This window comes from Streptomyces sp. NPDC001070, assembly GCF_053598835.1.
This window is the reverse complement of record NZ_JBSFLB010000021.1, coordinates 42,369-59,134: the sequence shown is the minus strand read 5'-3', so window position 1 is coordinate 59,134 and position 16,766 is coordinate 42,369. Positions and strand designations below refer to the sequence as shown.

The window sequence follows — 16,766 nt, the reverse complement described above, 5'->3', positions numbered from 1 at the left end:
CGGTCAGCCCAGGTCGAAGGTGTTGGGCAGACCGAGGCGGTAGCGCAGTTCGTCCACGCGCTTGAGCGGCTCCATCTCCGGCGGCCGGTAGAGGGTGTGGACCCGGCAGCGGTCGGCGCCCGAACCGTCGGCGTCGAGCAGGGCGTTCACCGCGCGCCGGGCGGACTCGTTGGCGCCCTCCATGGTGGCGAGGTCGACGTCGGTACGGACGTAGTCGCCGGCGAGGAAGAAGTTGGGTACGGCCGTCGCGGCCGAGGGGCGGTCGTAGAGCGTGCCGGCGGGGTGGATCAGGAGTTGCTCGCGATTGCGCGGATCGGGTCCCCCGAGGCCGGTGACGGCCGGGTCCATGAACCACGACAGCAGGTCGGCGTCGTCCAGGACGTGGTCGCCGGCCGTGCCGACGGCGTCCTTCAGCTGGGCCCACGTCTCGGCGACGATCTCCTCGCGGGTGCACTGCCGGGCCGGCCTGCCGTACAGGATCCCGGGCCTGTCCCACTCCGAGATGATGGCGAACTCGACGCCGAGCGACCTGAGGTGGACCTCCCAGGGGTCGATCCACGCCTCGCTGGTGGGCGCGTTGAGGACGCGGTCGATGTCGGCGTCGCCGTCCTGGCCCCGGCCCAGCAGACCCCACAGCAGCAGCGCCTCGATGATGACCCGGGCCACGGTCCGGGTGGAGGCCTCCTCCGCGCGGGTCGCCACGAGGTTGCGGGTCTGGCCGATGCCGAAGAAGCGGCGGTACTCCTCGCTCATGTCCTCGGCGCGGATGAAGTCCCACCAGGGCACCTTCTCCCACTGGCCCTCGCGCCGGGCGTCGCAGCTGGTGAGGTGGACGAGAACGCGGTCGGCGAAGTACGCCGCCTCGTGCGCGGGCATCCGGGTCACCAGACCGAGCACGGACAGCACCTGGTCGCGGATCCATGCGGGCGTGAGGTCGCCCACGCGCGGCGGGGTGGTCACGCGCCGCAGCGGGAAGTGCAGATCGGCCCGGCCGCCCGCGCGGGCGAACAGCGTCTCGGTGCCGGAGCGCAGATTGTCGTGGACGCCGCCGGGGTTGCCGGGGAAGGGGATCCGGCGCAGGGTGTCCGGCAGGTTCCGGTAGAAGCCCGGGACGAACCGGAAGCCGTGCTCCCCCGGCAGCGCCCTGCGCCCGCCGCCGCCCGTGCCCGGCACGTCCATGCTGCGGGCCTTCCCGCCGAGCGCCGTGTGGTACTCGTACACGGTCACGGCGTAGCCCCGTTCGGCCAGTTCGTGCGCGGCGCTGAGCCCCGACACCCCGCCGCCGAGCACCGCCACGCGCTTGGCCGTCGCGGCCGCCCGCGCCACCCCGGGCACGCCGGCGCCGACCGCGACCGCCCCGGCGGCCACCCCGCCGGCCCTGGCGAGGAACCGCCTGCGCGTCTGTCCGTCCGCCATGCAGGCCTCCCCGACCTGACGGTTCATCATGTCCACGCCAGGTTAGGCACTCCCGCCCCCGGCCGCGACGGTGCGTCCGCGGCCACACAGGACTCTCACAGCGTGTTCGGCGCCGGACGGCGGGGCGCCGCCCGGCTCTCCTACCCCTCGCCGAGGGACAGCGCCTCCGGACCCAGGTCGCCCGGCCTGGAGTGGCCCGAGAGCGCGAGGGTGAGGTCGAACTCGGCCAGCAGGCAGCGGATGACGTGTTCGACGCCCGCCTGGCCGCCGAGGCCGAGGCCGTAGGCGTAGGGGCGGCCGACGAGGACCGCGGCGGCGCCGAGGGCCAGGGCCTTGAAGATGTCGTCGCCGGTACGGACGCCGCTGTCGAAGAGGACGTCGAGGCGGTCGCCGACCGCGCGCACCACGGCGGGGAGGGTGTCGGCGGCGCCGACGGCGCCGTTGACCTGGCGGCCGCCGTGGTTGGAGACGACGACCCCGTCCATGCCGGCGTCGGCGGCCAGGCGGGCGTCGTCCGGGTGCTGGACGCCCTTGAGGACGATGGGACCGTCCCAGTTGTCGCGCAGGAAGGCGAGGTCGGGCCAGGTCTTGCCGGGGTCGGCGAACATGCCGACGAAGTGCAGGACGGCGGCGTTCGGGTCCTCCTCGACGGGCTTGGCCAGACCCGCCTGGAAGGCGGGGTCGGTGAAGTAGTTGGCGGTGCCGATGCCCTTCAGGAAGGGGAGGTACGCCTGGTCCAGGTCCCGGGGCCGCCAGGCGAGCAGCGGGGTGTCGAGGGTGACCAGCAGTGCGGTGTACCCGGCGGCCTTGGCGCGGCGCAGGAAACTGCGCGTCACCTCGCGGTCCTTGGCCCAGTACAGCTGGAACCAGCGTTCCGCGTCACCCATGGCCCCGGCGACCTCCTCCATGGGCGTGCTCGACGCCGAGGAGAGCACATAGGGCACGCCCTGCGCCGCGGCGGCGCGGGCGGCGGCGCACTCGGCGTCCGGGTGGACGATCGACAGCACGCCGACGGGGCCGAGCGCGAGCGGCGCGCTCAGGGTGCGGCCCAGGACGTCCACCGTCAGATCGCGGGCGGACACGTCGCGCAGCATGCGCGGCACGATCCGCAGCCGGTCCAGGGCCTCGCGGTTGGCCCGCTCCGTACGGCCGCTGCCCGCGCTGCCGGCCACATAGCCGAAGGGACCGGGGCCGAGCCGCTCGGCGGCCAGCGCCTCGAGCCGCGTCAGGTCGGTGGGGAGCCCGGGGACCACGCCCGCGAGCCCGTTGAGGTAGATCTCGTACTGGTAGTCCGCCCGGTCGCCCATCCCTGTCCTGTCTCTCGGTGCCGCGAGGACTGTGCCAGGCGCCGGGCCGCCGCGTCCACCGTCCCGTCAGGCCGCGGGCAGATCGGCCGCCATGTCCGCGCGCACGGCGGCGTTGCGGCGCGAGACCACCACCGCCGCAGCGACCGCACTGGCGGCGAAGCAGGCCACGACCGTCCAGTGATGGTCCAGCACGTCGCCGGTCAGCCGGTCCAGGGAGTAGCAGCCGGGCCCGGCAAGACCGATCGCGGCCGCCGTGAAGCCCAGGAACGCCGGATACCCGAAGCCGCCAGATGCGGCTCGGTGCCGCGAGGACTGTGCCAGGCGCCGGGCCGCCGCGTCCACCGTCCCGTCAGGCCGCGGGCAGATCGGCCGCCATGTCCGCGCGCACGGCGGCGTTGCGGCGCGAGACCACCACCGCCGCGGCGACCGCACTGGCGGCGAAGCAGGCCACGACCGTCCAGTGATGGTCCAGCACGTCGCCGGTCAGCCGGTCCAGGGAGTAGCAGCCGGGCCCGGCAAGACCGATCGCGGCCGCCGTGAAGCCCAGGAACGCCGGATACTCGAAGCCGCCAGAGGCGGCGAAGAACCCGGCGGGCAGGTGCACGGAGACGGCTCCGGCCATCCCCCCGGCCGCCGCCGCGCCTGCCGCGGGGGTGGCAAGGCCGAGCGCCAGCAGGGTGCCGCCGCCCGCCTCGGCGAGGCCCGAGGCCAGCGCGCTGCGCCTGCCCGGCCGGAAGCCCATGGACTCCATCGCCTCGGCGGTGCCGTCGATGCCGTGGCCGCCGAACCAGCCCAGGAGCTTCTGGGCGCCGTGCGCGAAGAGCACTCCGCCGGTCCCCAGGCGCAGAGCGAGCAGTCCGAGGTCCTTGCGGCGGGTCATCGGCATGGCGGGGTCCTCTCGGGCGGCGCGGGGGGGGGTGTACGGCCAGTCTCGGCCCCCGCCGGGGGCCGCGCCGCTCGCGCTGGGCCGTCCGGGCGGTCAGGAGGTGATGGCCACGGCCCGCCGCACGCAGTCCTCGGAGCCGAGGGCACGGAGCATGAAGTCGGCGAGGTCGGCGCGGCTGACCCGGGAGGCGAGACCGAGCCGCAGGTCGGGGCCGGTGCGGTAGACGCCGGAGTAGCGGCCGCCGGTGATGACCGCGGGCCGCACGATCGTCCAGAGGTCGCCCTCGGCGCGGATCAGGTCCTCCTGGTCGTCCTTGTCCCGCATGATGGCCGGGATCACCAGCGAGGTCACGACCCGGTACACGCCGTGCCGGCCCGGCCCCGTCCCGTACGCGCCGACCACCACCAGTCGCCGTACGCCGAGCGCCCGCATGGCGGGCAGGATGCGCCGCATCCCGTCGGCGCAGACGGTCTCGCCGCGCGGCGCGTGCGTGCCCAGCGCGCTCAGCACCCCGTCGGCGCCGTCGATCACCCGGCCCACCGCCTCGGGGTCCCGGACGTCCCCGGGTACGACCCGCAGCCGCTCGTGCGGGGGGAGCCGGCGGGGGTCGCGGGCCAGGGCGGTGACCTCGTGGCCCGCGTCGAGTGCCTGCGCCACGAGTTCGCGTCCCACGTGGCCGGTGGCTCCGAAGATCGCGATGCGCATGTCAGCGGTGCTCCGGGTTCGGGAAGCCGATCCGGAATCCGGCGTCCCGGGCGCTGCGCCGGTTGCCGTGGTCGGGGATGCCGTCGGTGCCGGGGGCGGAGGAGGGGCCGGGGCCGGCCCCGCCGATCCGGCCGGCGGCCTCGGGGGAACGCCTCGGCGCGCGGTTGGGGAGGAGCGCGCCGAGGTCGTCGTCACGCCGGCTCCCGGTGGAATCGGACATGCTGCCCCCTTTCGGTCACCAGCCATCCTCGGTCACCTGCCGCACGGCGGCTACTTCAGCAACCGCGACATCCGCCGGTCGGCGAGCGGCTTGCCGCCGGTCTGGCACGTGGGGCAGTACTGCAGGGAGGAATCGCTGAAGGAGACCTCGCGGATCGTGTCGCCGCAGACGGGGCAGCGCTCACCGGTGCGCCCGTGCACGCGCAGGCCGGTCTTCTTCTCGCCTTTCAGCTCGCCGGCGGCCAGCCCACGGGAGCGTTCCACGGCGTCCTCCAGGGTGGTGCGCAGCGCTTCGTACAACCGGCTCACCTCCTCCTCCGAGAGGTTCGCGGCGAGCGCGTACGGGGACATCCTCGCCACGTGCAGCACTTCGTCCGAATAGGCGTTGCCGACCCCGGCGATGACGCTCTGGTCGCGCAGGACGCCCTTGATGCGCCGGCGTTCGCCCGACAGCAGCGCAGCGAAGGCGTCGCGGGTGAAGGCGGGATCGAGCGGCTCGGGGCCGAGGCGCGCGATGCCGGGGACGTCCTGGAGGTCGCGGACGCAGTGAACGGCCAGGCGCTTCTGCGTCCCGGCCTCGGTCAGGTCGAATCCGGCGCCCTCGGGTTCCTCCAGGAGCAGCCGGAGTGCGAGCGGACCCTTGCCGGGGCGCGGCGGCACCGTGGGCAGGTCGTCCTTCCAGCGCAGCCAGCCGCCGCGGGCCAGATGGACGGCCAGGTACGGGCCCGCGCCCTCGTCGGTGGTGAACACGAGGAACTTTCCCCGGCGTCCGACGGAGGTGACGGTGCGCCCGTGCAGCGCGTCGAGCGGCGGATCGTACGTCTTGAGGACGCTCACCGCCACCGGCAGCACCCGGGCGATGGCGTGACCGGCCATCCGGCCGGTGAGGAACCCGGCCAGGGCCTCGACTTCGGGCAGTTCCGGCATGCGACCAGTGTGCGCCGCCGGGCGCCGGGGGGCGAACGGCCGCGGACCGCCCGTGCCGGGTTTCGGCGCCAACGCCAGAGCATGAACAGACAGTTGGATCTTCGGGAGAACTGGACATCGGGCCGCCCGGTGTGAATGATCGCAGCCATGGCCGAATCTCTCCCCCTGCCCGCCGAGGCACCGAGCCACCCGGACCCGGGTGCGCTGGACCCCACCGAGGTGATCCCCCGGGCGCAGCCGGTGGAGGCCGGTGAGGCCGCCGAGGTCAAGGTCATCAGCGGAGAGGTCGTCGGCGGCCGCCACCGCGGGCGGAGCCGCGGTCCCGGCCGCGGGTCGCTGGGTACGGCGGTGCTGACGGCGACCGGAGCGGTCGCCGGACTGTCCATGCTGATGCCGCACGGCGGCTCCGGAAGCGCTGTCGCCGAGGCCGCCCAGGAGCCGGCCAGCATCGTGCCGGACGGGGTCGTCAAGGACGCCGTGGCGCCGCCCGTCGCGGGCGCCACCGCCTCCGCGCACACCGGCGAAGCCGCCACGACGGCGGCCGCGAGGAAGCCGACCGCGGACACGAGCACCGGCGCGGGCGTGCGGAACGCCGCGCAGACGGGCACCCCGGGCACGTCCGCGTCCGCGGGCCGGCACGCCCGGATCAGCGGCTCCTGGGACAGCGAGGACTGGCAGGAGGCCGTGGCCCGCGCCGTCGCCGGGCACCGCTCGGGCGCGCAGGGCCACTACAGCGGCCGGCACCGCTACGGCGGCGGGAACGGCGGCTACGGATCGGGCCAGTGGGACGGCGGCAGCCCCTCCGGCGACTGGTCCTGGCGCGGCTGACGGTGGTTCGGGGCGTCAGGGCAGTTCCCGCTCGGCCCAGATCGTCTTGCCGGTGGGCGTCTGCCGCGATCCCCAGCGCTGGGTGAGCTGGGCGACCAGCAGCAGCCCGCGGCCGCCCTCGTCGAAGACCCGGGCGCGGCGCAGGTGCGGGGCGGTGCTGCTGGTGTCGGAGACCTCGCAGATCAAGGTGGCGTCGCGGATCAGCCGGAGCTGGATCGGACCGCCGCCCCCGTAGCGGATCGCGTTGGTGACCAGTTCGCTGACGACCAGTTCGGTGATGAAGACGACCTCCGCCAGGCCCCATTCCGCCAGTTGGACCGCGGCCGACCTGCGCGCGTCGGCGACGACGGCGGGATCGGCGGGCAGCTCCCAGGTGGCGACCTGGCGGGCGTCGAGCGCCCGGGTACGGGCGACCAGCAGGGCGATGTCGTCGCCGGGCCGGTCCGGCAGCAGCCCGTACAGCACGTTGTCGCAGAGCTCCTCCAGGGTGCCGGCGGGCCGGGTGAGCGTCCGGCCGAGCAGCGTCAGACCCGCGTCGATGTCGTGCCCGGCCGATTCGATGAGGCCGTCCGTGTAGAGGGCGAGCAGGCTGCCCTCGGGCAGTTCGAGCTCCGCCGACTCGAAGGGCAGTCCGCCCAGGCCCAGCGGCGGCCCCGCGGGCAGGTCGGGGAACTCGGCCCGTCCGCCCGGCAGGACCACGGCGGGCAGGGGGTGGCCGGCGCGTGCCATCGTGCAGCGGCGGGAGACGGGGTCGTAGACCGCGTACAGGCACGTGGCGCCCACTTCCCCGAAGGACGGGTCATCGCCGCCGGGACCGCCCTGCCCCGCCTCCATGTCGAGCCGCACCACCAGGTCGTCGAGCTGGGTGAGGAGTTCGTCGGGCGGCAGGTCGACGTCGGCGAGGGTCCGCACGGCGGTGCGCAGCCGTCCCATGGTCGCCGAGGCGTGCACCCCGTGGCCGACGACGTCGCCCACGACGAGCGCCACCCGGGCGCCGCTGAGCGGGATCACGTCGAACCAGTCGCCGCCCACACCCGCCTGCGAGTTGGCCGGCAGATATCGGGAGGCGACCTCGACCGCGGCATGCCGGGGGGCGCGCCGCGGCAGCATGCTGCGCTGCAGGGTGAGGGCGGTGGCCCGTTCCCTGGAGTAGCGGCGGGCGTTGTCCACGCAGACCGCGGCCCGCGCGGCGATCTCCTCGGCCAGCAGCAGGTCGTCCGCGTGGAAGGGGTCGACGGTGCGGTGCCGGACGAAGATGGCCAGCCCCAGGGTGGTGCCGCGGGCGCCCAGCGGGACGATCATCAGCGAGTGCACGCCGTAGTCGACGACGCTCCTGCCGCGGGCCGGGTCGTACTCCGTCCAGCGCCGGATGTCCGGCTCGTGGGTGCGGTGCAGGGACCCCCGCCCGGTGATCAGGGCCCGGGCGGCCGGCGAGTTCTCGGGCACCGTGTCCAGCTCGCCGACCCTGGCGGCGGCCTCGGGGCAGCCGGGCAGCACGGACTGCTGGGCGACGCGGCGGAAGGCGAGGGACCCGGTGGCCGGCGTGGGGCCGGGTTCCTCGCCGCGGACGACGGAGTCCAGCAGGTCGACGCTGACCATGTCGGCGAAGCACCGCACGGAGATGTCGGCGAGCTCCTGGGCGGTGCGGGTGACGTCCAGCGTGGTGCCGATACAGGTGCTGGCCTCGTTGACGATGTCCAGGCGGCGCCGGGACTGGAACTGCTCTGTCGTCTCGTAGACCGCGGCGGACACCCCCGTCACGCGGCCCGCACCGTCCTTCAGCGGGAAGACCAGCATCGCGTAGGCGCGGTCGCGGTCGTCGCCGGACGTGCGGGCGAGGCTCTCCAGCCGTACGGCCTCGCCGGTCTTCATCACCTCCTCCTGGACGCGGTCGAACTCCTCGAACGCGGCTCCGGGCATGAACTCGCGCAGCCGCCGCCCGCGCACCTCCCGCACCGCCTTGCCGACCAGCCGCTCCATCGCCGCGTTCGCGTTGCTGAGCCGTACGTCGCGGTCGTAGACGGCGACGGCGACCGGGAGCTGGGCCAGGACCCGGGTGTCCAGGTCGGCCCGGTCGGGCACGCTCGCGGTGAGCGCCCAGTGGGCGGCACCCGACGCGTCGCTGAGCAGGCGCACACCGAGCGCCACCGGCAGCCGGCGCCCGTCGCGGTGCCGCAGGACCGCCGGGCCCGTCCAGCCGCGGCCGGCGACGATCCGGCGCAGCGCGGAGAAGGGCAGCGGGCCGGCGAGCAGGCCGGCGGCGGACCGGCCGAGCACCTCGGCGGACGACCAGCCGAGAAGCCGGCGGGCGTCCTCGCCCCAGGCGGTCAGCACGCCCGTGTCCCCGGCAGCGACGGCCGAGGCCGCGGGTGGTGTCAGCCCGTGGCCGTCCTCCCCTCCCCCGCGCTCCCCGTGGCCGGTATGCCTTTCCATGGGCGCGTCCTCGTCCTCACGGCCGTTCCCCCTCAGCATGATCCCTCGCCGGGGCACTCTCAACCGGCGGGCGGCCGCCCGGGCGCGCCGCCCACGGCGGGGCACGGCCGGTGAACGTGGCGTCGCCCTCTGTCCAAGGTCGTCCGCACGAACGAGACTGAGGCCAGGCGAGTGTGAGGAGTGGCGCAGGTGACGGTGAAGGTCGACGGGCCGCGGACGGTCTCCCCCCGGCTCGGCTCGCCCTGGGCGCGGGGCGCGGTGGCGGTGGCGGCCGGGGCGCTGCCCGCGCTGGCGTTCCCCGCGCCGTCGCTGTGGTGGCTGGCGTACGTCGCCCTGGTGCCGTGGATGCTGCTGGCGCGCGCGGCGCCGACGGGGCGGCGGGCCGCACTGGACGGGTGGCTGGGCGGGGCCGGTTTCATGGTGGCCGTGCACCACTGGCTGATCCCGAGCCTGCACGTCTTCATCGTGGTCATCGCCCTGCTGCTGGGAGCCTTGTGGGCGCCGTGGGGGTGGCTGGTGCGGCGGCTGCTCGGGGGCGCGCCGGGCCGCCGCGCGGTCCTGGCGGCGACGGTGCTCGTGCCGTGCGCCTGGCTGCTGGCCGAGCTGGTGCGGTCGTGGCAGTACCTGGGCGGCCCGTGGGGGCTGCTGGGGGCGAGCCAGTGGCAGGTGGCACCGGCGCTGCGGCTGGCGTCGATCGGGGGCGTGTGGCTGGTCAGTTTCCTGGTGGTTGCGGTGAACACGGCGCTGGCCGCGGTGATCGCGGTGCCGTCGTGCCGGACGGCCGCGGGCGCGGTGCTGGCGGCCGCCGCGGTGGGGACGTCGGCGGTCTGGGTGTGGGCGCCCGTCCCCTCCCGTACCGGGCAGACGCTGCGGGTGGCGGTGGTGCAGCCGGGGGTGATCGCCGGGCCGCAGCCGCGCTTCGACCGGGGGGAGCGGCTGACGCGGGCGCTCGCGGGCCGGGGCGTGGACCTCGTGGTGTGGGGGGAGAGCAGTGTCGGCTTCGACCTCTCCGCGCGCCCGGACCTGGCGAACCTGCTGGCCGCGCTGTCCCGCGACATCGGCGCCGACATCCTGGTCAACGTGGACGCCCGCCGCGCCGACGGCCTGGGGATCTCCAAGACCTCGGTGCTGATGGGCCCGGACGGGCCGGTCGGCCCGAGCTACGACAAGATGCGGCTGGTGCCGTTCGGCGAGTACATCCCGGCCCGCACGGTGCTGGGCTGGGCCACGTCGGTGGGCAAGGCGGCCGGGGAGGACCGGATCCGGGGCGATCACCAGGTGGTGATGGACGCGGGCACGGTGCGGCTGGGGCCGCTGGTGTGCTTCGAGTCGGCGTTCCCCGACATGAGCCGGCACCTCGCGGACGACGGTGCGCAGTTGCTGGTGGCGCAGTCCTCCACGTCCTCGTTCCAGGACAGTTGGGCGCCGGCGCAGCACGCCTCGCTCGCGGCGCTGCGCTCGGCGGAGACCTGGCGGCCGATGGTGCACTCCACGCTCACCGGGATCAGCGCGGTCTACGACGCGCGGGGCGAGCGGGTCGGCCCGTGGCTGGGCACGTCGCGCAGTACGGCGGAGGTCTACGACGTGCCGCTGGGTTCCGGGCGCAGCCCGTACGACCGGCTCGGCGACTGGGTGCCCCGGCTGGCGGTGCTGCTGCTGGCCGGGGCGGGCGCGTACGAGGCGGCGCTCAGGAGATCTGCTCGGTCACCGCGGTGACGACGCGCTCGCACAGTTCGTGGGTGCGCAGCGCGTCGCGGGCGTCGAGGGGCTTGCCGTGCCGTACGGCGTCGAGGAACGCGAGGGCGATCCCCTCTATCCCGCGCTGACGGGCGACCGGGACCCAGTCGCCGCGACGGCGGAGCGTGGGCTGTCCCTTGTGGTCGACGACATCGGCGAGGTTGATCACCTGGCGCTTGGTGTCCTGGCCCATGACCTCCAGGATCTCCTCGTTGGAGCCGTTCATCCGGTTCATCACGCCGATCGCGGTGAAGCCGTCCCCGGACAGCTGCAGCACGACGTGGTGGAGGAGTCCGCCCCGGCCCCCGGCCCGGACGTCGGTGTGCTCGACGGGACCGGGGAGGAGGAAGCGCAGGGTGTCGACGACGTGGATGAAGTCGTCGAAGACGACCGTGCGCGGGGTCTCGGGGATGCCGATGCGGTTCTTCTGCAGGAGGATCAGGTCGCGCGGGTGCTCGGCGCACTGCACGTAGCCGGGCGCGTGGCGGCGGTTGAAGCCGACCATGAGACCGACACCGCGCTCCTCGGCGAGGCGCACCAGGTGCTCGGCCCCGGCGAGGTCGTAGGCGAGCGGCTTGTCGACGTAGACGGGGACGCCGGCGGCGACGAGGCGTTCGGTGATCTCGACGTGCGTCTCGGTGGGGGCGTGCACGAAGGCGCCGTCGAGGCCCTGGTCGAGCAACGCGTCGAGAGTGCTGTGCCGGTGGGGGACGCGGTGGGTGTCGCCGACGTCGTCGAGGGTGGCACGGGTGCGGGTGTGCAGATGGAGTTCGACCCCCGGCTGGGCGGTGAGCACCGGCAGGTAGGCCTTGCGCGCGATGTCGCCGAGTCCGATGACCCCGATCTTGAGGGGTTCCATGTGCCGCTCCCGCCTACGGTGCCTGACCTGTGCCGTCGGCAGCATACGGGGAGGTCGGGGGCCGCCAGTCGGCGATGCCGTCGAGGCTGCGCAGCGCCAGGCGCGGGCCGACGCGGTTGGCGGTCGCGAACAGCGCGTCGCGCACGGCGACGGCGGGCCGGGCCGACCAGGTGGTGAGCCGCCCGATGCCCCGGGAGCGGCGTAGGACCACGGCTGTACGGGGCAGCCGCTGCGCGGTGTAGCCGGCCAGGGCCCGGTCCACTGCGTCGCCCCGGGCGTCGGGGGCGGCGAGGTGGGCGAGGACGACGGCGTCCTCCAGGGCCTGGCAGCCGCCCTGACCGAGGTTGGGGGTCATGGCGTGGGCGGCGTCGCCGAGCAGGGCGATCCGGCCGTGGTGGAAGGCGGGCAGGGGGCGCGCGAGGTGGTGGACGTCGTTGCGGAGGACCGCTCCGGGGGCGGCGGAGGCGATCAGTTCGGGGACGGGACGGTGCCAGTCTCCGAACAGCCGCCGCAGCTCGGTGCGTTCGTCGCCGTCGGGGGCGCGGCCACCCGGCGGGGCGACGGCGGTGGCGTAGCAGTAGACGCGGTCGCCGGTGAGCGGCACGGTGCCCCACAGCCGGCCGCGGCCCCAGGTCTCGTGCGGGGTGTACTCCCCGGGCGCCGGTACGACCATGCGCCAGCTGGTGAACCCGGCGTAGGCGGGCCCGGGGTGCGCCGGGAAGAGCGCGGAGCGCACGGCGGAGTGGATGCCGTCGGCGGCGACGACGAGGCCGGCGTCGATCGTCCCGGCCTCGGTGGAGACGGTGCCGTCCGGGGTGGCGGACACGACCCGCGTCCCGGTGCGCAGCGCGCCGTCCGGCAGGAGACCGGAGAGCAGCGCGACCAGCTCCGCCCGGTGGGCGATGACCACGGGCCCCCCGAAGCGCTCGGCGGCGGCCTCGCTGCTCGTACGGGAGAGCCAGCGGCCGTCGGGGCGGCGCAACCCGCCCTCGCCCTGGAACGCGGACATGGCGCGGACGGCGTCACCGACGCCGAGGACGTCCAGGGCGCGCAGCGCGTTGGGCGCGATGGCGATCCCGGCTCCGACGGGCTCGAGCGCGGCGGCACGCTCCAGGACGGTGACGCGCCACCCGCGCAACCCGAGTGCCGCGGCGGCGGCCAGCCCGCCGATGCCGGCTCCGACGACGACGGCGTGCGGCTGCTCCGATGTGCGGCTCATGGCACCCCTCCCGGGAGTACTACAGGTGTAGTGGCGCAGCGAGCGTACTACACCTGTAGTGAACGGGACCGCCGTCCCGTGCGGGGCAACCGCCTGCGACCGGGCGTCGGCGCGGCAGCCGCCCCAGGATCGGACCGCCCTCTCCGCCACGACGGCCCACACCGCGCCCGTGGACTGGGCCACGCGGCCCGTCGCCCGGCGAACCGGGGTGGCCGTCAGCAGCGGCCGACCCGAACGGAGCCCGTCACCCCCCAACGCCCTCCCCACCACACCGGACGACCCCCCTCCCGCTCACCGCGCGCACCCAGGCCCGCAAACGGCGGACCACCCGCCCAGACCGGAGGGCCGCCGGCAGCACCAACCCCAACGGAGCCCGCCGCCGCCCCCGGAACGACCTCCCCCACCACACCGCGCGACCACGGCGCGATCCCCGGCCCTGCGCACGTCGACGGCGGCCGCCCCGCAGCGGTCCGCTCCCCGGAGCCGCCGGCAGCGCCGACCCGTCGGGGCCCGGCGGCACGTCGCCTTGCCGCGCGGGCGTCCCGAGACGTGCCGCCCCGTCCGGCGCGGTCGACGCAGCGGCCCGGTGACGCCGGACGCGGGCCACCGGCACAGGAGCAGGCGGGCCCGGTGCGGCCGGTAGGTTGCGGGCATGAGCACCGCGCGGATCTCCCGCCCCGAACTGATCGCCGACACCGCACTCGCGCTGCTCGCGGAGCGCGGCATGCGCGGCCTGACCCATCGCGCGGTGGACGAGGCGGCCGGTCTGCCGCAGGGCTCGACCTCCAACCACGCCCGCACGCGCGCCGCCCTCCTGGAGGCGGCGGTCCGGCGGCTGGCCGTCCGCGAGGCCCAGGTGCTCTCCGCCGCCGAGATGCCGCCGCCGTCCCCCGGCCCCGAGGGCCTCGCCGGGCTGCTCGCGCTGGCCCTGCACCGTTCCGTCACCGGCGCCCGAGACCTGACCCGGGCCCGCCTGGAACTCGCCCTGGAGGCGACCCGCCGCCCCGAGCTGCGCGCGGTCTACGACACCGCGGGGCGGGCCTTCCGCGACCAGTTGGAGGGGATGCTGCGCGCAGCGGGCTCCGCCTCCCCGGAGCGGCAGGCGCGGTCGCTCATCGCGTGGTGCGAGGGAGTGCTCTTCCACTCCGTCGCGGGCGCGGGGTCCGGGTCGCCGCCGTCCGAGGCCGAGTTGCGCGTGGGCGCCGCAGAAGTGCTGCGAGGGATGCTGGGCGGTTGACGCGGCCGTTAATGCGTCGACGTTGCCGGAGGCCCCCGCCATCATGTCCGCCATGACGACGACTCCGGAGCGCACCGACCCGCCCTACATCGCCGACGAGCGCACCATGCTGGAGACCTGGCTGGACTTCCACCGCGACACCCTCGCGATGAAGTGCGCCGGTCTCGACGACGACCAGTTGCGCACCGCCAGTGCGCCCCCGTCCGACCTCACCCTGCTCGGCCTGGTCCGGCACATGGCCCGGGTCGAGCGCGGCTGGTTCCGCAACGTCCTCGCCGGTGAGGGCGCGCCCCAGCTCTACCTCACCGAGGATGACCCCGACGGCGAGTTCCACGACCTCGACAAGGCCGACACCGCCGAGTCGTTCGCCACCTGGCGCGCCGAGATCGCCCACGCCCGCGAACTCGCCCGCGGCCGCTCCCTCGACGACGTCGGACTGCGGCGCGGCAAGGAGATCTCCCTGCGCTGGATCTACGTCCACATGATCGAGGAGTACGCCCGCCACAACGGCCACGCCGACCTCATCCGCGAACGCATCGACGGGGTGACGGGCGACTGACCGCCCCTGCGAGGGCCGGCGGCGTTCCCGACCGGGCGCCGGCGTGGCGCCCCGGCCCTCATTCCCCGACGTGGTGCAGCAGTTCGTCGCAGAGCACGCCCGGATCACCGGAGGTCACGCACACACGCGTGTCGTCGCGCCAGTTCCTGGCGATACCCAGGCCGGCGAAGGAGTCAGGGGGAAACCGGCCGCGTCGAGTTCCACATACCCGTGGTGGAACGTTCCATGAACCCCCCTCGTCGCGCGCCGCCCGAGAGCGTAGACGACCACCCGCCCGTGCGGCCGCGGGGTTCGCCCCTGGGCGTACGCAGCAGGCGATCACCGCCGAACGGCTGCGCATCGCATGGGAGTTTCTCGGCGCTTCCAGTAAGTCGTGACCAATGTCGTGCGGCATGCGGGGGCGGGGCACTTTCTCTGTCAACTCCAGCGTGCAGAAGTGCAGTAGCCCGGCAGAAAGCCCGGTCGGCGTGATCGGGCAGCCTGTCCGCGTCGAAGGTCTCCAGGTCGCCAGGACAGCAGGCAACGGGAGCGATTGAGCGTTTCGGGGTTCAACGTGGTGTGCGAGGGCTCCGTCAGCGAGGCAGCGTGACGAGTCCCATCTCATAGGCGGTGATCACGAGCTGGACACGGTCTCGGGCACCCAGCTTGGTGAGCAGTCGCGATATGTGCGATTTGGCCGTGGCCACCGTGATGAAGAGTTCCTCCGCGATCTCGCTGTTCGACCGGCCGCGTCCGACCAGGGTCAGCACTTCCCGTTCCCGCTCGGTGATGCCCTCGACGGGCTGTGAGGAGCGCTCCGGGGCAGCCGCAGGGCGCCCGACGAAGTCCGCGATCAGGCGGCGCGTCACACTCGGCGCGATCAGTGCGTCGCCGGCGGCGACCACACGGATCGCCGCGAGGATGTCGTCCAGCGCCATGTCCTTGACCACAAAGCCGCTGGCGCCCGCGCGGAGCGCGCCGTAGACGTGGTCGTCATCGTCGAAGGTGGTCAGGACGAGGACGCGGGTCGTGGCCGGACCGGCCGTGATCAGGCGCGTGGCTTCGATCCCGTCCATGCCGGGCATCCTGATGTCCATCACTATGACGTCGGGGGCGACATCCGTGACGAGTTGGACCGCCGCGGCGCCGGTGGCCGCCTCACCGACGACCTCCAGGTCGGGGTGATCGGCCATGATCACGCGCAGCCCCGACCGTACCAACGGCTGGTCGTCGGCGAGCACGACCCGGACGGTCATCGGGCCTCCACCGGAACTCCGACGGGTTCGGGCAACGGCAGCCGGGCCGCCACCCGGAAACCGCCCTCGGGACGTGGCCCGGCGCTGAAGTGGCCGTGCAGCAGGCCGACCCGCTCCCGCATGCCGACGAGGCCGAAGCCGTGGGCCAAGCCGTTCTCGGTGGCGCCGCAACCGTCGTCGACGACTTCCACGGACAGCTCCTCGTCCCCGTAGTCGATAGCGACCCGGCAATGCCCGGTGCCTGCGTGGCGCACCACATTGGTCAGCGCCTCCTGCACGATACGGTAGGCAGACAGGTCGATGTCGGCCGGCAAAGGACGCTGCTCCCCGCTGCGGCGTACGTCGACGCGTACGCCCGCTTCCACGGTCGCCGCCGCCAGCTGTTCGACGTCATCAAGCCCCGGCGAGGGCGCGAGCGATGCCCGCCCCGAGGCCGCCTCGTCCGCGTCGGCCTGGATGGCGATGATGCCGATACTGTGCGCGATCATGTCGTGCAGCTCCCGTGCGATCCGCAGCCGCTCGGCGGTCACGGCCTCGCCCACCTCATGCGAACGCAGCGCCACCGCGTGCTCGCGGCGCTCGCGACTCAGCAGACCGACCATGCAGGATGCGGCCAACGCCAATAGGGCGATCACGCCGTTGACGCTCAGGCCGTCCCCGTGCGCGAAGCCGCCGATCAACAAGGCCTGCACGGTGAAAGATACGGCCACGGCGACGATCGAAGCTCGTCGCGTCCGGGTGGCGACAATGAAGCCCAGGACGAGGTCAACCGCCAGGAACGACAGGAACTGGCCCTGGAACGACACCGCCGGGCTCGGATGGACGGAGTGGGGAGTGAGCGCCATCACGGCTGTGGATCCGAAGAGCGTCAAGGCCAGAGCCAGCAGCGGCATCCGCCGCACCACGGCGACGAGCAGGCTCACAGCCAGCAGCGACCCGACACCGTGGACCGTGCCCGATGCCCGCGTCGCGCCTCCCACCAGCAGACCCAGCATGAAGAGGTACAGGACACCGCCCGCCCAGGCCATGACCTTCGTTCTGGTCATCGGCGGTAGGCCCTCCCGGAAGGGAGCTTGCGCCGCGAAGGGCGCCCAGACAGCGGGGTGATCGGTATGGCGTCCATGCCGCGAGACTAGCCAGCCGCTGCCCGCGCGGCATCGGTCCGGGGATGTACGCCCGCGGGCTGACCGGGCCGCACG

General features: G+C 74.4%; 16 protein-coding genes. 4 read left to right on the top strand and 12 right to left on the bottom strand.

The features are described 5' to 3' along the window. Positions 1-3 precede the first annotated feature (3 nt). The 7 genes from ACWDAS_RS24930 to ACWDAS_RS24900 form a co-directional block, all read right to left on the bottom strand. A complete protein-coding gene (locus tag ACWDAS_RS24930) occupies positions 4-1,416 on the bottom strand; it encodes a hydroxysqualene dehydroxylase (RefSeq protein ID WP_450394800.1) in 1,413 nt (470 codons plus the stop codon). 140 nt (positions 1,417-1,556) lie between these two features. Further along, positions 1,557-2,723 (bottom strand): lactate 2-monooxygenase, encoded by a 1,167-nt coding sequence (locus tag ACWDAS_RS24925; protein ID WP_450394797.1) that lies wholly within the window; start codon positions 2,721-2,723, stop codon positions 1,557-1,559. A 66-nt stretch (positions 2,724-2,789) separates the two neighbouring features. Beyond that, positions 2,790-3,065, bottom strand: coding sequence for a hypothetical protein (locus ACWDAS_RS24920; RefSeq protein ID WP_450394794.1), 276 nt, complete (start codon positions 3,063-3,065; stop codon positions 2,790-2,792). A gap of 7 nt (positions 3,066-3,072) precedes the next feature. Further along, the gene (locus ACWDAS_RS24915) at positions 3,073-3,609 is read right to left on the bottom strand and encodes a DoxX family protein (protein ID WP_450394791.1); all 537 of its coding nucleotides are present in this window, start codon (positions 3,607-3,609) and stop codon (positions 3,073-3,075) included. A gap of 93 nt (positions 3,610-3,702) precedes the next feature. Beyond that, the gene (locus ACWDAS_RS24910; protein WP_450394788.1) at positions 3,703-4,314 is read right to left on the bottom strand and encodes an NAD(P)-dependent oxidoreductase; all 612 of its coding nucleotides are present in this window, start codon (positions 4,312-4,314) and stop codon (positions 3,703-3,705) included. 1 nt (position 4,315) lies between these two features. Next, the gene (locus ACWDAS_RS24905) at positions 4,316-4,534 is read right to left on the bottom strand and encodes a hypothetical protein (protein WP_450394785.1); all 219 of its coding nucleotides are present in this window, start codon (positions 4,532-4,534) and stop codon (positions 4,316-4,318) included. A 50-nt stretch (positions 4,535-4,584) separates the two neighbouring features. After that, positions 4,585-5,460 carry an Fpg/Nei family DNA glycosylase gene (locus tag ACWDAS_RS24900; protein ID WP_450394782.1) on the bottom strand — a complete coding sequence of 292 codons (876 nt, stop codon included), beginning with the start codon at positions 5,458-5,460 and terminating at the stop codon, positions 4,585-4,587. 147 nt (positions 5,461-5,607) lie between these two features. On the opposite strand from ACWDAS_RS24900, the gene ACWDAS_RS24895 reads away from it, so the two are divergent. Beyond that, on the top strand, positions 5,608-6,288 hold the full coding sequence (locus ACWDAS_RS24895; RefSeq protein WP_450394779.1) for a hypothetical protein: 681 nt from the start codon (positions 5,608-5,610) through the stop codon (positions 6,286-6,288). A 15-nt stretch (positions 6,289-6,303) separates the two neighbouring features. Here the strand turns inward: ACWDAS_RS24895 and ACWDAS_RS24890 are convergent, their stop codons facing one another. Then, positions 6,304-8,721 carry a SpoIIE family protein phosphatase gene (locus ACWDAS_RS24890; RefSeq protein WP_450394777.1) on the bottom strand — a complete coding sequence of 806 codons (2,418 nt, stop codon included), beginning with the start codon at positions 8,719-8,721 and terminating at the stop codon, positions 6,304-6,306. 180 nt (positions 8,722-8,901) lie between these two features. On the opposite strand from ACWDAS_RS24890, the gene lnt reads away from it, so the two are divergent. Continuing rightward, a complete protein-coding gene (gene lnt / locus ACWDAS_RS24885) occupies positions 8,902-10,437 on the top strand; it encodes an apolipoprotein N-acyltransferase (protein ID WP_450394775.1) in 1,536 nt (511 codons plus the stop codon). On the opposite strand, the gene ACWDAS_RS24880 is transcribed toward lnt, so the two are convergent. Both ACWDAS_RS24880 and ACWDAS_RS24875 read right to left on the bottom strand, forming a co-directional pair. Further along, complete coding sequence (locus tag ACWDAS_RS24880; protein WP_450394772.1) at positions 10,409-11,317, bottom strand: Gfo/Idh/MocA family protein; 909 nt, start codon at positions 11,315-11,317, stop codon at positions 10,409-10,411. The genes lnt and ACWDAS_RS24880 overlap by 29 nt on opposite strands. Before the next feature lie 13 nt (positions 11,318-11,330). Beyond that, on the bottom strand, positions 11,331-12,536 hold the full coding sequence (locus ACWDAS_RS24875) for an FAD-dependent monooxygenase (RefSeq protein ID WP_450394769.1): 1,206 nt from the start codon (positions 12,534-12,536) through the stop codon (positions 11,331-11,333). A gap of 652 nt (positions 12,537-13,188) precedes the next feature. Here ACWDAS_RS24875 and ACWDAS_RS24870 point away from each other — a divergent pair. Beyond that, positions 13,189-13,773 (top strand): TetR/AcrR family transcriptional regulator, encoded by a 585-nt coding sequence (locus tag ACWDAS_RS24870; protein WP_450394766.1) that lies wholly within the window; start codon positions 13,189-13,191, stop codon positions 13,771-13,773. 52 nt (positions 13,774-13,825) lie between these two features. Further along, positions 13,826-14,332, top strand: a complete 507-nt coding sequence (locus tag ACWDAS_RS24865; protein WP_450394763.1) for a DinB family protein — start codon at positions 13,826-13,828, stop codon at positions 14,330-14,332. 572 nt (positions 14,333-14,904) lie between these two features. Here ACWDAS_RS24865 and ACWDAS_RS24860 read toward each other — a convergent pair. Both ACWDAS_RS24860 and ACWDAS_RS24855 read right to left on the bottom strand, forming a co-directional pair. Beyond that, positions 14,905-15,567, bottom strand: a complete 663-nt coding sequence (locus tag ACWDAS_RS24860; RefSeq protein ID WP_450394762.1) for a response regulator — start codon at positions 15,565-15,567, stop codon at positions 14,905-14,907. Further along, a complete protein-coding gene (locus ACWDAS_RS24855; protein ID WP_450394759.1) occupies positions 15,564-16,613 on the bottom strand; it encodes a sensor histidine kinase in 1,050 nt (349 codons plus the stop codon). Before ACWDAS_RS24855 ends, ACWDAS_RS24860 begins: the two co-directional genes overlap by 4 nt. Between the last annotated feature and the right edge of the window lie 153 nt (positions 16,614-16,766).

Coding starts and splice junctions, on each gene's coding strand:
- ACWDAS_RS24930 (WP_450394800.1), bottom strand. CDS start 1,416: ATGGCGGACGGACAGACGCGCAGGCGGTTCCTCGCCAGGGCCGGCGGG.
- ACWDAS_RS24925 (WP_450394797.1), bottom strand. CDS start 2,723: ATGGGCGACCGGGCGGACTACCAGTACGAGATCTACCTCAACGGGCTC.
- ACWDAS_RS24915 (WP_450394791.1), bottom strand. CDS start 3,609: ATGCCGATGACCCGCCGCAAGGACCTCGGACTGCTCGCTCTGCGCCTG.
- ACWDAS_RS24910 (WP_450394788.1), bottom strand. CDS start 4,314: ATGCGCATCGCGATCTTCGGAGCCACCGGCCACGTGGGACGCGAACTC.
- ACWDAS_RS24905 (WP_450394785.1), bottom strand. CDS start 4,534: ATGTCCGATTCCACCGGGAGCCGGCGTGACGACGACCTCGGCGCGCTC.
- ACWDAS_RS24900 (WP_450394782.1), bottom strand. CDS start 5,460: ATGCCGGAACTGCCCGAAGTCGAGGCCCTGGCCGGGTTCCTCACCGGC.
- ACWDAS_RS24895 (WP_450394779.1), top strand. CDS start 5,608: ATGGCCGAATCTCTCCCCCTGCCCGCCGAGGCACCGAGCCACCCGGAC.
- ACWDAS_RS24890 (WP_450394777.1), bottom strand. CDS start 8,721: ATGGAAAGGCATACCGGCCACGGGGAGCGCGGGGGAGGGGAGGACGGC.
- ACWDAS_RS24880 (WP_450394772.1), bottom strand. CDS start 11,317: ATGGAACCCCTCAAGATCGGGGTCATCGGACTCGGCGACATCGCGCGC.
- ACWDAS_RS24875 (WP_450394769.1), bottom strand. CDS start 12,536: ATGAGCCGCACATCGGAGCAGCCGCACGCCGTCGTCGTCGGAGCCGGC.
- ACWDAS_RS24870 (WP_450394766.1), top strand. CDS start 13,189: ATGAGCACCGCGCGGATCTCCCGCCCCGAACTGATCGCCGACACCGCA.
- ACWDAS_RS24865 (WP_450394763.1), top strand. CDS start 13,826: ATGACGACGACTCCGGAGCGCACCGACCCGCCCTACATCGCCGACGAG.
- ACWDAS_RS24860 (WP_450394762.1), bottom strand. CDS start 15,567: ATGACCGTCCGGGTCGTGCTCGCCGACGACCAGCCGTTGGTACGGTCG.
- ACWDAS_RS24855 (WP_450394759.1), bottom strand. CDS start 16,613: ATGACCAGAACGAAGGTCATGGCCTGGGCGGGCGGTGTCCTGTACCTC.